The 16,326-nt window shown below is 55.3% G+C and carries 10 protein-coding genes; all 10 read left to right on the top strand.

Annotation, left to right across the window (positions count from 1 at the left end):
* Positions 1-73 precede the first annotated feature (73 nt).
* The 10 genes from addB to NYE70_RS09065 all read left to right on the top strand — a co-directional run bounded on the left by addB (position 74) and on the right by NYE70_RS09065 (position 16,268).
* Positions 74-3,607: a helicase-exonuclease AddAB subunit AddB gene (gene addB, locus NYE70_RS09110; RefSeq protein WP_341045724.1), complete on the top strand. Its 3,534-nt coding sequence runs from the start codon at positions 74-76 to the stop codon at positions 3,605-3,607.
* Complete coding sequence (gene addA, locus NYE70_RS09105; protein WP_290407725.1) at positions 3,601-7,608, top strand: helicase-exonuclease AddAB subunit AddA; 4,008 nt, start codon at positions 3,601-3,603, stop codon at positions 7,606-7,608. Before addB ends, addA begins: the two co-directional genes overlap by 7 nt.
* A gap of 43 nt (positions 7,609-7,651) precedes the next feature.
* Positions 7,652-8,830: an exonuclease SbcCD subunit D gene (locus tag NYE70_RS09100; protein ID WP_211019849.1), complete on the top strand. Its 1,179-nt coding sequence runs from the start codon at positions 7,652-7,654 to the stop codon at positions 8,828-8,830.
* Positions 8,831-12,283: an AAA family ATPase gene (locus tag NYE70_RS09095; protein ID WP_341045722.1), complete on the top strand. Its 3,453-nt coding sequence runs from the start codon at positions 8,831-8,833 to the stop codon at positions 12,281-12,283.
* Between the two features lie 297 nt (positions 12,284-12,580).
* The gene (locus NYE70_RS09090; protein WP_341045721.1) at positions 12,581-12,943 is read left to right on the top strand and encodes a histidine triad nucleotide-binding protein; all 363 of its coding nucleotides are present in this window, start codon (positions 12,581-12,583) and stop codon (positions 12,941-12,943) included.
* Positions 12,944-13,075: 132 nt separating this feature from the next.
* Entirely contained in the window at positions 13,076-13,249 is a 174-nt protein-coding gene (gene rpsU / locus NYE70_RS09085; RefSeq protein WP_005547957.1) for a 30S ribosomal protein S21, read from the top strand.
* Between the two features lie 15 nt (positions 13,250-13,264).
* Entirely contained in the window at positions 13,265-13,708 is a 444-nt protein-coding gene (locus tag NYE70_RS09080) for a GatB/YqeY domain-containing protein (RefSeq protein WP_211019846.1), read from the top strand.
* Positions 13,709-13,819: 111 nt separating this feature from the next.
* Complete coding sequence (gene yqfC / locus NYE70_RS09075) at positions 13,820-14,110, top strand: sporulation protein YqfC (protein ID WP_211019845.1); 291 nt, start codon at positions 13,820-13,822, stop codon at positions 14,108-14,110.
* Entirely contained in the window at positions 14,110-15,291 is a 1,182-nt protein-coding gene (yqfD, locus tag NYE70_RS09070) for a sporulation protein YqfD (RefSeq protein WP_290407723.1), read from the top strand. The genes yqfC and yqfD overlap by 1 nt, the downstream gene beginning before the upstream one ends.
* A 5-nt stretch (positions 15,292-15,296) precedes the next feature.
* Positions 15,297-16,268 (top strand): PhoH family protein, encoded by a 972-nt coding sequence (locus tag NYE70_RS09065; protein WP_211019843.1) that lies wholly within the window; start codon positions 15,297-15,299, stop codon positions 16,266-16,268.
* The last annotated feature ends 58 nt before the right edge of the window (positions 16,269-16,326 follow it).

Raw genomic sequence — 16,326 nt, 5'->3', positions numbered from 1 at the left:
CTGTAGAAAAAACGGAGTATTAATAGCGCATATTGGCGAGGGATGGATGCCTTCGCAGGCGGGAGGCAATTTCATGTCATTACAATTCATCATAGGCCGCTCTGGCAGCGGCAAAAGCAGCCTGGTTCTGGAACAGATTACATCGAAGCTTCGCGAGGACCCGTCGGGTCCTCCGATGGTGCTGTTGGCTCCCGAGCAGGGAACATTTCAGATCGAGCAGGCGCTAGTCAGAGCCCCGGGTCTGCGGGGAACCGTGCGCATGCAGGTACTCGGCTTCCGTCGATTGGCGCTTCGCGTCATGCAGGAGACGGGCGGTGCAGCCCTTGTTCCTATCGGTGAGGAAGGGAAGAAGATGCTGCTGTACAAAATTCTCAGACGCCGCAAAGCGGATCTGAAGTTGTACGGTAACGGCAGCGATCAGTTGGGACTGATCGACCGGATCAATTCCCTGTACACGGAGTTGAAGAAGCATAATGCCGATTTTACCCGGCTCGATGAACATCTCCGCTTGCTGGAAGCAGCCGCTGGGGAATCTCCGCTGCTCAAGGACAAGCTGCATGACCTGAGCATCCTGTACCGCGAGTTCGACGCGGAGCTATCGAGCTTATACATCGATGCTGAGGATCATGTCGTCAAACTGGCCGAAGGCGCGCTGGACTCTTCTTACTTGCGCGGCGCCGATCTGTGGATCGACGGTTTTCACTCATTTACTCCGCAGGAATATAAGGCGCTGGGTGTATTAATGCAGGTTGCCTCATCGGTCACGGTCGCCTTGACGCTGGATAAGCCTTATGATGACGGCGCCCCTCCGCATGAGTTGAATCTGTTTCATCAAACAGCGACAACGTACATGAAGCTGCGGGCACTGGCCGAATCGCTTGGCGTGGATGTGCAGCCAGCCCAACTTCTCAAGACTCGCCCGTTTCCGAGATTCCGTAGCAGTGAGACGCTGTCTTATCTGGAGTCGGCCTATGACCGGAGGACGCCATGGCCGGGAAGTGCCGCACCGGATGACCTTGAGGAATCCCTGTCCCTTCGCTCGGCGGGAAGCCGCCGGACCGAGGTAGAGGGAGCGGCCCGGGAAATGTTGAGATTGGCGCGGGATAAGGGTGCGCGCTGGCGGGATATGGCGTTGTTTGTGCGAAATCTCGGCGATTATGAGCACATTATCCGCCCGGTGTTTGAAGATTACGGAATTCCTTTTTTCATGGACCAGAAGGCTAGCGTTCTGCATCATCCGCTGGTTGAACTGATCCGCGGAGCGCTGGACGTGGCGTTGAAATTTTGGAAATACGAAGATGTGTTCCGCTGCGTGAAGAGTGAGTTCCTCCTTCCTATGGATGGAAGCCTGACGCGGGCGGATATGGACATATTAGAGAATTATGTGTTGGCCAGCGGTATCCAGGGATACCGTTGGACGGACGGACGTCCATGGAAAGGGACGCCAAGCCTGTCGCTGGAAGCGGACGAAGCTAGCCGGAACCGCGCCGAGAGCGAACGGCTCCAGTTCCTTGAACGTTGCCGCGCAGCGGTGACGGTGCCGTTGTCTGCCTTTGAGAAGCGCTTAAAGCGCGCAAAAACAATACGGGACATGTGTGCAGCCGTTTACCTCTTGCTTGAGGAGACCGAGGCGCCGCAGCGATTGGATCTGTTGGCTCATCGGGCTCTTCAGGGCGGACATCCTCAGCAGGCGATGGAACATCGGCAGTTGTGGAGCGCGGTTCTCGACCTGCTTGATCAGATCGTGGAGATGATGGGCGAAGAAAACCTGGCTTTCGAATTGTTTGCCGGAATTTTGGAGACGGGTCTCAAGGATTTGCAGCTGGGTCTCGTTCCGCCGGCCATCGATCAGGTGTTGGTCGGCAGTACGGACCGAAGCCGGACGCGCCATGTCAAGCACGCCTTCCTGCTGGGCATTAACGAGGGAATCATGCCGGCGAATCTTCAGGAGGAGGGGATCCTGAGCGATCAGGAGCGTCTGCGACTGGAGGAAATCGGACTTGAATTGGCTCCCGGCATGACGCGCAGGCTGCTTGATGAGCGCTTCCTGATCTATGGAGCGCTTTCCGCGGCGGGCTGTTCGCTGTGGCTGAGTTATCCGACCGCGGACGAGGAAGGCAAAAATCTGCTACCCTCCGAAGTGATTCGGCATATGAAGCAGATTTTTCCGGCGGGAATGCTGCAAGAACAACAAATCGACGATGCTCCGCCGGCTTCCGCGCCCCGGGAGCAGCAGCTTGAATTTATCAGCCGCCCGGTTCCGACGCTGCCGCGGCTGATGAACCAGCTAAGGGCATGGAAGTCCGGACAGCCTATTTCGCCGATTTGGTGGAGCGTGCTCCAGTGGTATAAGGAGCGGCCCGAATGGGAGGAATATGTGGACCGTCTGCTGGGGTCGTTGGATTACCGGAATAGGGTCAGCGGACTTTCCCCGGCTACCAGCCGCAAATTGTACGGCAAGCGGCTCCGTACGAGCGTATCGCGAATGGAGAAGTTTTCAGCTTGCCCGTTCTCTCACTTCGCCTCACATGGCCTCAAGCTGAAGGAACGGCAGCTGTATCGGCTTAAGGCGCCGGATATCGGTCAGCTGTTCCATGCGGCGTTGAGCCAGATGGCGATTACCTTTAAGGAACAGAACCGAAGCTGGGGCAGTCTGACACCGGAAGAGTGCGTAAGGGAAGCGGATGCGGCGGTGGATAAACTGGCTCCCAAACTTCAAGGTGAAATATTGCTTAGTACGAAGAGGTACGGATACATCTCGCGCAAGCTGAAGAATATCGTCGGCCGCGCCTCCGTCATTTTGGGAGAGCAATCCCGGCGGGGCAGCTTCGAGCCGGTCGGTTTGGAACTGGATTTCGGACCGGGGCGGCCTCTTCCGCCGTTGACATTCGAGCTCCCGAACGGCTGCGTGATGGAAATCGTCGGCCGCATCGACCGGGTTGATATGGCTGAAGGAGAAGACGGCGTTCTGCTGCGGGTCATTGATTATAAATCCAGCCAGACCGATTTGAAGCTGCATGAGGTGTATTACGGACTTTCGCTTCAAATGCTTACTTATCTGGATGTATTGCTGCGCTCGGCGGAAGAATGGCTTGGGCAACCCGCTCTGCCGGCTGGAACGCTTTATTTTCATGTGCAAAACCCTTTGCTCCAGAGCAGCAACGGACTTAGTGCGGAAGAGGCCCGGACCGAGCTGCTGAAGCGGTTCAAAATGAAAGGCCTGCTGCTGGCGGACAGAGACGTAATCGCTCAGATGGACGGGGAACTGGAAAAAGGACATTCCGAAATTCTGCCGGTGGCGGTGAAAGCGGATGGAGGCTTTTACAGCAGCGCTTCCGTCGCGACGCCGGACCAGTGGCAGACACTGCTCGGTTCGGTACGCCGAACGATCGTGGATATCGGCACCAGAATTACAGACGGTGATGTTAAAATAGCGCCGTACCGCCTCGGAACCGAGACGGCCTGCACGCATTGCGCGTTCAAGCCGGTATGCCGGTTCGAAGAGTCGATGGACGGAAGCGATTATCAAATTTTGAACAAGCCCGGTAAGGACCAGCTGTGGGAACTGCTGGAGGGGCCGGATGGAAAGAAGGATGAGACATGTTGACGATACCCAAACCGCCCGGCAGCTATTGGAGCGATGATCAGTGGAAGGCGATTTCGCTGTCAGGCGGCGACATCCTGGTTGCGGCGGCGGCAGGTTCCGGCAAAACCGCCGTGCTGGTTGAACGGATTATCCGCAAGCTGTCCGCTTCCGATGCACCGCTGAGTGTCGATCGCCTGCTTGTCGCTACCTTTACGAAAGCGGCCGCCTCGGAAATGAGACAGCGGATTCGCGAAGCGCTGGAGAAAGAACTGGAAAGGGATCCGGGCAGCGAGCATCTTACACGGCAGCTTGCCATGCTTGGCCGCGCGTCGATTACGACGCTGCACTCTTTTTGCATGGAAGTTATCCAGCGTTATTACACACTGATCCCGCTTGATCCCGGGTTTCGTATCGCTTCCGAAAGCGAGACGGCACTGCTCCGTCAGGAGGTGCTGGAGGATCTGTTTGAAGAAAAATACGCCACCGAGCAGGAGGGCGGCACCTTCTTATCGCTGGTTGACTGGTTCAGCGGCGAGAGAAGCGATGATGCCGTGTTTGCGCTTGTGCAGAAGCTGTACGACTTCTCGCGAAGCCATTCCTGGCCGGAGCATTGGCTGCGGCAGGCGGCGTCTTCCTTTCATGCTCCCGATCCCGCGGCATTGGAGGCAAGCCCTTGGGTGGCGAGTATTTTAACCGATACGTCGATTACGCTGGACGGGGCTGCGGAGCTGCTCCGCCAAGCCAAAACGCTGTCGCTTTCCCCCGGCGGTCCCGAGCCTTATGCCTTGACGCTGGAAGAGGATCTCGGGATGGTTGCGGGATTGCGGTCCGCTGTATTGGAGGGGCCCTGGTCCGGACTGTACGGGAAGTTCCAACTCGCCTCGTTCGGCAAATTAAAGCCGTGCAAGAAAGACCAGACCGATCCGCAAATACAGGAGCGGGTAAAGGGCTTACGCGAAGAAGCAAAGAAGATGGTCACCGATTTGCGGGGTCAGTTATTCGGCCGGACGGCGGAAGCGTTCCTGGGAGAGCTTCATTCGGCTGCTCCATTGATGGGCGCGCTCGCCGAGCTGGTTATCGAGTTTGGCGAACGCTACAGACGGGAAAAGACGGCCAAGGGATGGCTCGATTTTTCCGATTTGGAGCATTACTGCCTGCAGATATTGCGCGATTCGGCTTCGACTCCGGAAGTGACAATGCCTTCGGATGCGGCGCGGGAATATCAGGCCCAGTATGATGAAGTGCTGCTCGATGAGTATCAGGACACGAATACCGTACAGGAAGATATCGTTCGTCTGATTTCCCGTGAAGGGCCCGGGAACCGGTTTATGGTCGGTGACGTGAAGCAGAGCATTTACCGTTTCCGGCTGGCGGAGCCCGGATTGTTTTTGGAGAAATACCGGAACTATGGGAACAGTTTTGATGACGGGGGATTACGGATCGATTTGGCCCGTAATTTCCGGAGCCGCCGTGAGGTTGTAGATGCGGTCAATTTGCTGTTTCGCCAGATCATGAACGAGGGCGTAGCGGAGATTGCCTACGATGCCAGGGCGGAATTGGTGTATGGCGAAGGCTTTCCGGCTTCGGCCGGGGACAACGACTACCGTCCTGAACTGCTGCTCGTTGATCGGAGCACGGATGCTCACGCTTCCGGCACCGGAGAGGCGCTGGCAGAAGGGAATTCCACGGAAGCGGGAACAGAGGAAGAGGTCGCGGCCGAACTGGAGGCCGTCCGGCTGGAAGCACGGGCGATTGCCGCTCGAATACGCGAACTGACGGGTGAGAGCGGAAGGCCGCCCCTGCGAATCTACGATAAGCAATTGAAAGATTTACGGCCGGTGGAATACCGGGACATGGTTATATTACTCCGTTCTACTTTGTCTTGGGCGCCCGTTATGATCGAAGAGCTTCGCATTGAGGGAATTCCGGCTTACGGAGAGCTCAGCCAGGGATATTTTCAAGCTTCGGAAGTGGAGACGATGCTGTCGCTGCTGCAAATTATAGATAACCCTTTGCAGGATATCCCGCTAGCCGCCGTATTGCGGTCGCCGATTTACGGACTGTCCGAAGAAGAACTGGCGGAAATCCGGCTCGCTGCAGGATCAGGCAGTTACTTTGAAGCATTGGTAGCCGCCGCGGGCGGGGACGGTGAACAATCCGGAATACCCGTGAAGGGTCAAGTGGAGTTGTCCGAAGAGGATTCCGCTGAAGTTTCGCCTTTACTTACCGCAAAACTGCAGGCTTTTTTGAATCAGCTTGAGTCCTGGCGCAATTTGGCTAGGGAAGGCGAGCTTAGCAGGCTAATCTGGGGGATTTACCGGGATACCGGTTATTTAGATTGGGTTGGCGGCCTGCCTGGAGGCGCCTTGCGCCAAGGAAATCTAAGAGCGCTGCATGATCGTGCGAGACAATATGAACTGACGACCTCTTCCAGGGGGCTGTTCCGTTTTTTGCGGTACGTGAACCGGCTGCGTGAGAATGGCGGGGATCTGGGCGCCGCGGCTTCAGCCGGAGGACAAGAGGATGCGGTTCAGATCATGACCATCCATAAGAGTAAAGGGCTGGAATTCCCCGTCGTATTTGTCGCCGGGCTATCCAAAATGTTTAATCGGCAGGATTTGAATGCGAATTTCCTCATGCATAAGGAAATGGGCTTCGGTCCGAAATTCGTGGATGGTGAACTGCGCGTAAGTTATCCGACGCTGCCGAATTTGGCAATCCGCCGGCGGGCGCAAATGGAGCTGCTCGCGGAGGAAATGCGCGTGCTTTATGTGGCTCTGACCCGTCCGAAGGACAAGCTGATTCTGATCTCCTCGGTCAAGGATCTAACTGCAGCGGTTGAGAATTGGAGCGGTGCGCTGGAAATCCGGGAAGAAAAACTGCCCGATTACCTGCTTGCCCGGGGGAGGTCTTATCTGGACTGGATCGGGCCGTCGCTCATTCGGCATCCGGCCGCGGCAGAGCTGCGGCGTTTTGCAGGATTACCCGAAACCTCCCCTGCGCTTTTCGCTGACAGCAGCTCGGATTGGGTTATCGGCTTCCTGCCTGCCCAAGAGATCGCGTTGTCTGCTATGCTTGGGGCGGCGGTGTCCAAAGAAGCGGAGAATCCGATCACGGGATTAAGTTCGGATCAAGGAGTGAATCCCGCTCAGATCCAAGCTTTATTGTCTGGAGGACCCGTGAGCGTAAAAGAACCGGAGGACAGCGAAGCAGGCCGGCAGATTGGAGTTAAGCTCGGCTGGTCTTACCCCTATGAGCTGTCCACGCAAATTTCGGCCAAGACCTCGGTTACCGAAATGAAAAAGATGTTAGCCGAACAGGAGATGCCGCCGCTTGATGTTTTTGCGGAAGCCGACCTTCGCAAGGAGATGGAGCAATCGCCAGAACAGGTGGATTTCAAGCTTCATCTCCGCCGGCCGCGGTTCATGGAACAGGCGAGGATGACTCCTACCGAACGGGGGACCGCTTACCATACCGTGATGCAGCATTTGCCTTTGGATAAGGAGCCCGGCGAGAGTACGGTCATCGAGACGTTGGCTCTGCTGGTGGAACGACAGATCATGACCCAGGAACAAACTGCGGAGATGGATGTGCCTAGAATTACGGAATTTTTAAGTAGTCCTCTAGGGCAGATGCTGTCAAAAGCGGATTGGGTCCGGCGGGAGATGCCGTTCAGTTACGGTTTATCCGCGGCCGACGCCTATCCGCGTCTTGCACCGCCGATGAACGGGCAGCTTACAGAAGAATCAGGGACTGGTATTCGGATCGCGCAGATTCTGGATCAGGAGACCGTATTGATTCAGGGGATCGTGGACTGCCTGTTCTATGTGGACGGCAAACAGGTTTTGCTGGATTACAAAAGCGACAAGGTGCTGGCCCACCGGGGCGGCGTCACCGCGTTGGCTGAGGCATACAGGTTCCAGCTGGAGCTTTATGCTTCCGCTGTGAAGCAAATTACCGGCGTTCCCGTGGATGAGAAATGGTTGTATTTCTTTGATAGCGGCGAAGCCGTCAAGGTTTGAGCAACAGGACAACTAACGGAGTTTTAGAAATGGGGGAAGAGCAATGCGGATATTGCATACGGGGGATTGGCACCTGGGGCGGACACTGGAAGGAAGGAGCCGGTTGCAGGAGCAAGAGAAGTTTCTGGAGGAGCTTGTCCTGATGGCGGAGGAGCAGCAGGCGGATGCCATCCTGATGGCCGGCGATGTCTACGACAGCGTCAACCCGCCGGCTGCGGCGGAGACCATGTTCTATGAGGCGGCCGCGCGGCTTACGGAGAACGGGCGGCAGCTTGTTGTAATCTCGGGCAATCATGATCAGCCGGAGCGGGTCTCTGCCGTGGCTCCGCTCGTTTCCCGCCGCGGTATATCCCTGGTTGGACTGCCGACGTCCGAATGCGTGCGATTGCACGTGCCGCGTACAGGTGAAACCGCGGTGATCGCCGCTCTTCCCTACCCTTCGGAAGCAAGGCTGGCGGAGTTGCTTGCCGGTGATGGAGACGAAACGGAATTGCGGATCGCCTACAGCGCTAAAGTCGGCAAATTAATGCGGCAGCTCTCTGGAGCCTTTCAACCGGATACCGTTAATTTGGCAATGAGTCATATTTATGTGCTGGGCGGCTTGGAATGCGATTCGGAGCGGCCGATTCAAGTCGGCGGCGCTTATACCGTAGATCCTTCCGCCCTGGATATTGGAGCTCAATATACGGCGCTGGGGCACTTGCATCGCCCGCAAGCGGTTAAAGCGGGCGGAATGGTCCGTTACAGCGGGTCGCCGCTGGCCTACAGCTTCTCGGAAGCGGGACAAGCCAAATCGGTGATGCAGGTCGACGTGGTGCCGGGCGGAATTCCCCAAACGGAGGAGCTGTTTCTGACGAGCGGCAAGCCGCTTGTCCGATGGAGCTGCCGCGGCGGGTTGGAGGAAGTTTGGCGGTACCTGGATGAAGGAAGGGACCGTAGCGCATTTATCGATTTGGAGCTTCATCTCGGCGAAGCGATGTCAATGGGCGATATTCAGAAGCTGCGGAAAGCGCATGAGGGTATCGTGCACATCCGTCCGGTTTACCCCGGACGCGAAGCCGAGGAGCTGGTGTCTTCCCGCGCTCAGATGCCTGTACATGAACTGTTCCGAAAATTTTATCAGCGGCAGAGCGGCGGAGCGGAGCCGGAGGAAGAACTGGTCGATTTGTTTATGTCGCTGGTCTCCGAAGATGAAGAGCGGCGAGACGGGGAGGCGGAATAAATGAAACCGATAAGTCTTAAATTGTCGGGCCTGCAAAGCTATCGGGAAATGCAGGAGATCGATTTTACCGGCTTGTGCGACACCGGCTTGTTCGGCATTTTCGGACCGACCGGCAGCGGAAAATCCACATTGCTGGACGCCATAACCTTGGCGATGTATGGGAAAGTAGGCCGTGCTTCGGGCGGAACCCAGGGGATCATGAATCACTCGGAGGATGCCCTGTTTGTTTCATTTACTTTTGAACTTATGTCTGCTCAAGGCCCTGAACGATACCGGGTGGAGCGCCGCTTCAAGCGGCAAAATGAGCTTTCCGTGAGCAATACGATCAGCCGTTTTATCGAAATTGCTCCGGAAGGGGAAAAAGTACTCGCCGATAAGCTTGCGGAAGTAACGCGGCAGGTGGAGGACAAGATCGGGCTGAAAATGGATGATTTCACCCGGGCCGTCGTGCTGCCGCAGGGGAAATTCGCCGAGTTTTTGTCGTTAAAGGGCGTTGACCGGAGACAGATGCTCCAGCGGCTGTTCCATCTGGAGAAGTATGGGGACCTGCTCGGCCAAAAGCTGACCCGGAAGGTAAAGGAAGCGGAGCAGAAGCTGAAGGAGCTGGCTGCCGAGCAACAGGGTCTCGGCAACGCTTCGGAGGAAGCGCTCCGCGAAGCCGAGGCTGCGCTTAAAGCAGCCGTGCTGCTGGCGGAGACGCGGCGCCGGGAGCTTGGCGAAGCGCAGCAGCGGAGCGATCAGCTCGCCAAGGTGCGCGAGCTGAGCCAGGAGCGCAGCCGCCGTGCGGCTCTGCTGGCGGAGCTGCGCACGCAGGACGGCGAGATCCGCGCCCTGGAAGCGCGGCTCGCCAAGTCGGCTGCCGCAGGCAGCATCAGGCCGGCGCTCACGGCCTGGAAAGCGGCGCGGCAGCTGGCGGCGGATCGCAGCGCCGCCGCCGGCCGCGCCGGCGAAGCGGCCGCAGTGGCTGCGGCCGCGGCCTCACGGGCCGCCGAGCAAGCGGAGGCGGCCGCCGGCGCGCTCAGCAGCGAGGAGCCCTCGCTGCTGCTGCGCCTGGACCAGCTGGAGCAGGCAAGGCAGCTCCAGCTGGAGTGCGATGCGCTGGCGACGGGGCTGCGGGAGCTGCAAGCCTCCCGCGAGCAGGAAGGCAGCCAGCGCCGCACCGTAGCGGAGGAGCTGCAGAAGGAAGAGCAGCTCCTCGCCAAAGCCCGGCAGCGCCAGCAGGAGCTGGAGCAGCTGCTCCGGGAATGCGAAGTCAAAGCTTCCGAGCGTCAGCAGGCGCAGCAGGCGGCTCGCCGCAAGCAGGATATCGCGAGACTGCAGGAAGAAGCCGCCAAGGCTGCGCTGGAGGAAACCACGCTTCAAGGGAAGGCGGAGCAAGCCGCGATTTCATGGAAAGAGCTGGCGGCCAGCGAGCAATCGGCGGAATCTTTATGCCGGGAATATGCTGCAGAAGCATTGGAACAATTGTCCCGGCTGCATACGCTGGAGGGGCAGATTGCCGCCACTGAGCACGCTATGGCTTCTTCGGAAGCGGAACTGAGAGCCCGGCTTAAGAACAGGGAGCGCCAAATCTGGTCGATTCGTTTGGCGGAGCAGCTTGAGGAAGGCCAGCCGTGCCCGGTATGCGGTTCCGCGCATCATCCGGGAATGCCACCGGGCGATGAGCAGATTCATGGAAACGAAAGCGAGCTTGAGGAATTCGGCGTTCTTTTAACCTCGATCAGAGAATTGAAATTTACTGTCTCGCGGAGTCTGGACATCTGCCGCAGCCTGCTAGAGAGTCTCGGTACGGAGCAGCCGGAAGTTTCCGGCAGGGCCCCAGGGTTGAGCATGGCGGCTGAGGCGGCTGCCGGACAGCAGCAGGCAGGGTTTGCCGCTGGCGTCGGTCTAGAGAAGTCCGCAGTCGCTCAAACGCTCGTCCTTCTTCGCAAGCATGCGGAAGAGCTGGATAGCCAGTCTGCCCGGCTGCGTTTGGAATTGGAAGGACTGCAACGGAATATCAAGGCGGCGAGAACAGGCCTCTCCGAATTGCAGCCGAAACGGGCAGCCGCACAGGCGGAAGCGGCGGCTGCCTCAGGTCTGCTGGAGCAGGCCGTCCGGCGGAGCCGTTCCCTTTCCGACGAGCTTAAAGAAAAAATGGCGGAATGGACAGAAGATTATCCCGACCTTAGCTTAGAAGCCGCGGAGATGCTGCAGAGACAAATCGAAGAAAAAGACAAGAAGAGCGATGAGATCAAGCAGCGGCTCGAGGTAAGCATTCCGTTTATCGAAGAGAAATCAGCGAAAATATCTCTGTTAAGCCAGCAGCTGATTGAGCTGGACAAGAAGCTGCTTCAACTGGAGGTACAGGAACAAGGGAAGGTTACGCTGCTCCAAGAAAAACGCGTACGCTTGTCGTCATGGATCGGCGAGGACTCCGTGGAGAAGCTGCTGCCTGAGACGGAGCGCCGTCTGCAAGCGCTGCGTCAGGCGGCTCAGGAAAGCCGCAAGCAGCAGCTGGAGAGTGATGCCCTGAATCGGGAGGCGGAGCAGGCCCACGCCTTGGCCCGCCAGGCGGCCCAGGCGGCCGCTGATCAGGAAGCCGAATGCCTGGACCGCTGGCAAAGCGAGCTCGCCGCTTCTCCGTTTCAAAATGAGACGGAAGCGTCCGAGGCTTACATCGACCCTGAGCAGGCGGAGATCCATGCCGCAAGGATTAAGAATCACCGCGATCAGGAGACCGAGCACGAAATTAATCTTAAGGAGCTGGATGCCAAGCTGGACGGGAGAGTCGCTACTGAGGAAGACTGGGAGAATTCTGTCCGTACGCTGGGGCTCGCGAAGACTATGGATGAAGCCGCCCTGCAAGGTAAGGCCCGAGCCGAACGCGACCTGGAGGATCTGGGGGAAAGGCATCTTCGCTGGAAGGAGCTGGAGGCTCAAAGATTGAAGCAGGAGCATCACTCGGATATGCTCGCCAAACTGCAATCCTCTCTGCGTGGCAATGCTTTTGTCGAATATGTCGCTGAGGAACAATTGATGAACGTCAGCCGCGCCGCTTCCCAGCGTTTGCGCTCGCTGACGAAGCAGCGGTATGCCTTGGAAACGGACTCCGGCGGCGGCTTCGTCGTTTGCGACGATGCCAATGGAGGGATCAAACGACCGGTCTCCACTTTGTCCGGAGGCGAAACCTTCTTGACCTCCCTGGCTCTTGCGCTTGCATTGTCGGCCCAAATCCAGCTGCGCGGACAATACCCGCTGCAATTCTTTTTCCTGGACGAAGGCTTCGGAACGCTTGATCCGGAACTGCTGGATACAGTGATCACTTCACTGGAGCATCTCCATCATGATCATCTGTCCGTGGGGATCATTACGCATGTAGCGGAACTTCGTGCACGTCTTGCCCGCAAGCTGGTCGTCGTTCCGGCTGAACACGGAGGCGAAGGCTCCAGAGTAGTAATGGAGCTGATGTAGACCTGTATTTTAATTTCAGCTTATATAACTAAACTTCGTGACCAAAATCACAGATACAGTATCACCCTGCTGTTATACTACAGTTAGCCGACATCAATTTTGTGTAGCACCCCGCCGGACGTATTGGAGACAGAGATTTCATTTCATGTTTCGGTCCAATACGTCCGTGCGACGAGCGAACTCGCTGAGTGAGCAGGGTGCTTCTTTTTTTTGCCTATTTTAGGTATGATAGCTGGTAGAGGTTATTCAAAATTAGTTTACTCGATACACGCTAACGCCAATCTAGGAGGGTTTCAGGTGGAAAATTGTTTGTTTTGCAAAATTGCGGAAGGCTCGATCCCATCGAACAAAGTGTATGAAGACGAGCAGTTTCTTGTGTTTCATGACATTCAGCCTGCGGCTCCGACCCATGTGCTGATTATTCCGAAGAAGCATATCCCCACGATGAATGATGCGGGACTGGAGGATTTTGCTCTGATCGGAGAAATGCACCGCATTGCTCAGGAAGTGGCTAAAACGCTGGGTGTGGCCGACAGCGGCTACAGGCTGATCAACAACTGCGGTCCGGATAGCGGACAAGCGGTGTACCATATTCATTATCATTTACTTGGCGGAACGCGGCTCGGAGCCCTTGTGCAGAATTCAGATTCGCACGCCTGATCCGGGACGGATATTCTTCCATATATTAAAAATGGGTGTTCAGGTTGACACCCTATTTATTTTTCCCCTATAATGAAGAATGATGAACCGTGTTATGCTCTTGGACGGTCTGGTCGGAGGGAGGGAAAACTGGTGTCTGAAACTAAAGTTCGCAAAAACGAGACAATTGATGCTGCACTTCGTCGCTTTAAACGCTCTATCGCTAAAGATGGCGTATTGGCTGAGGTGAAGAAACGCAAGCATTATGAAAAGCCAAGCGTAAAGCGCAAGAAAAAGTCTGAGGCTGCTCGTAAGAGAAAGTTTTAGGAGGATTATGCTACCATGAATCTTAGCGAGCGATTGAACGAAGATATGAAGCAAGCGATGAAGAGTCAAGACAAGTTCAAACTCTCCACCATTCGAATGGTTCGTGCTACTATAAAGAATCTTGAGATAGATTTGAAAAGACCTTTGGACGATAATGAAGTGCTTGATATCCTAAGTCGTGAAATCAAACAGCGCAAAGATGCCCTCCAAGAATTTGAAAAAGCGGGTCGTGACGATCTTGCCGCCAACGTCAAAGCGGAAGCCGAGATTATTGCCAAATACCTTCCCGAACAGCTGAGTGAAGAAGAAATTAAAGTCATTGTACAGCAGACCATCCAGGAAACCGGTGCTACTTCCAAAGCTGAAATCGGGAAAGTGATGAGCGCGCTTATGCCTAAGGTCAAAGGCCGGGCAGACGGCAAGCTGGTCAATCAGGCAGTTCAACAGCTTTTGCAATAGGTGAAACGAAAGCAACACCCTCTACATTTCGTAGAGGGTGTTTTTTCTGTTTCTCATAAATGGGAGTCCTTCCGCATACTTTGTAAGGTAGAGGAAGGAGGATTGCCTCATATGAGCCGGTTTGTCCGCAAATTCCGGAAATGGACGGTCGATGCGCTCGACTTGCCGAGTGATCTCGTACTCGATTTACCCAGGCTCACCTTGATCGGAGGTAAGCAGCTTTACATAGAGAACCATCGGGGAGTAGTGCATTTTTCCCCGGAATCGCTACATTTGGAGCTTAGCCAAGGCATGCTGGAGGTTGAAGGGAGCGGGCTTGTCATAAAGGAGATTATGCCGGAGGAAGTTGTGGTAGAGGGGCGGATCTCCGGTATTAAATATCGCGAAACGGAGGGATCCTAGTGAAATCACCGATGTTTTCCAAATTGCAAGGAACCGTGACCGTCGTGATTCGCGGCGGAAATATCGAACGGTTCATTAATGAGCTCTCCAGGGGCGGCATTCAAATCTGGGATTTAGTGCCTTTGTCGGACGGAAAAATGGAAATGAACCTGCAGGTTGCGGACTTTTTTTCTTTGCGTCCGCTTTTGAAAAGGACGGGCTGCCGCCTAAAGGTGAAGCGGCGCTCCGGCCTGCCTTTTATCTTGATAAGGCTATGGCGGAGAAAATGGTTTGCGGTCGGCTTTGCCCTGTTCGTGGCCGTCATTTTCAGTCTCTCCCAACTGGTGTGGGATATCGAAGTTAAGGGTAATGTGAAAATACCGGATGAAGATGTACTAAAGGCGGCGCGCGAGGAAGGTCTTTATCCGTTTCAATGGATTTTCTCGTTGCCCGGACAGGACAAGCTGTCGGCGGAGTTAAACCGCAAGCTGCCTGGGACGTCATGGGTCGGTGTTTCCCGCACGGGAACCAAGATTTCGATTCAGGTTGTGGAGGCGACAGAGCCTAAGGAGCAAGGGCTTGCGAGCCCGCGGCACCTGGTCAGCAAGGCGGATGCGATTATTACATATATTTATGCGGAAAAGGGCCAGCCTGAAGTAAAGAAAAATGACCGTGTCAAAAAGGGCCAAGTTCTAGTATCGGGGATACAGGGAGGAAAGATGGTAGTTTCCAAGGGCGAGGTGAAGGGAAACGTATGGCACGAGTATAAGATCGAAGTCCCGCTCGTCCGCAAACAAAAGGTATATACCGGTGAAAAGAAGGAGCGGGGTTATCTTTTTTTCGGAAAGACGGCGATTCAACTCACAGGATACGGAAAAGTGGACTTCGATCGATCTCAGGTCCTCACGGAGTTCGATCCTTTGAACTGGAGAAGCTTTAAGCTCCCGATCGGCTGGATGAGCGAGAAGATGCTCGAAACGACGGAACTCGAAATCAAGCTGTCTCGGGAACAGGCGCTTAAAGACGGAATCGAACGCGCGAAAAGAGACATTTTGGCTAAAAACGGGGCGACAAGCATCATTTTGGATCAAAAAATTTTGCATGAGAAGACAGACAATGGTAAAGTTTATATGAAAGTGCTTTTTGAAGTGGAACAAAATATAGCGGAAGAACTTCCGATAGTACATGACCAAGGAGAATGAGCTACTTGTCAGAACAACTATTCAATATAAAGATCACACTACAAAACGCTGCGGAAGGATTGTCCCTATTCGGCCCTCAAGATGTATTTCTGAAACTGGTTGAAAAGCATCTGAAAGCAAGTATCGTGCTCAGAGAGTCGGAGATATCCGTAAGAGGTGAAGAGCACGAGGTTGAGCGGATTCAGCAGTTGTTTGAAGTGCTGCTGGAGCTGATCCGCAACGGGTATATCCTTACCGAAAGAGATGTGCAATATGCCATCGATCTCGCGAAGGAGCTTCGCGCGGATCAGCTTCTTGATTTATATAAGGGCGAAATTGCCGTCACTTTCCGCGGGAAGCCCTTAAGAGTCAAAACCATCGGACAGAAGCATTACGTCACTACGATCCGGAAGAGAGACATCGTCTTCGGTATCGGGCCGGCCGGGACCGGTAAAACCTATTTGGCCGTAGTCATGGCCATTACCGCTTTGAAGGAAGGCGCTGTCAAACGGATCATTTTAACACGCCCCGCCGTGGAAGCAGGCGAAAACCTTGGCTTTCTACCGGGCGATCTGCAGGAAAAAGTAGATCCGTATCTGCGTCCATTGTATGACGCTCTTTACGATGTCATGGGGCCCGACCAAACGGCGAAAGCGCTGGAACGAGGCCTGATCGAGATTGCTCCGCTAGCCTATATGCGCGGCCGGACGCTGGACGACTCCTTCATTATTTTGGACGAGGCCCAGAATACGACCCCCGAGCAGATGAAAATGTTCTTGACCCGTTTAGGCTTCGGTTCGAAAATGGTCATCACCGGCGATGTCACCCAGATCGATTTGCCGAAAGGGAAAAAGTCGGGTTTGAACGAAGCCAGGAAGATATTGGAGAATATCGAAGAGATCGGATTCGTCTATTTTACGGAGTCGGATGTCGTTCGTCATTCACTTGTGCAGAAAATAATCGTTGCTTATGACCGTGCTGCTGAAAATCAGGGTTAATCATCCAGCCCCCGAACCCTCCCTAGCGGGATTCATCAAGCATTACATTCGCGTTGCG

The sequence above is a fragment of the Paenibacillus sp. FSL R5-0407 genome (assembly GCF_038009185.1).
Classification (GTDB): Bacteria; Bacillota; Bacilli; order Paenibacillales; family Paenibacillaceae; genus Fontibacillus; species Fontibacillus vini.
Note: the sequence above shows the minus strand (reverse complement) of the source record. Positions and strands in the feature narration are given on the sequence as shown.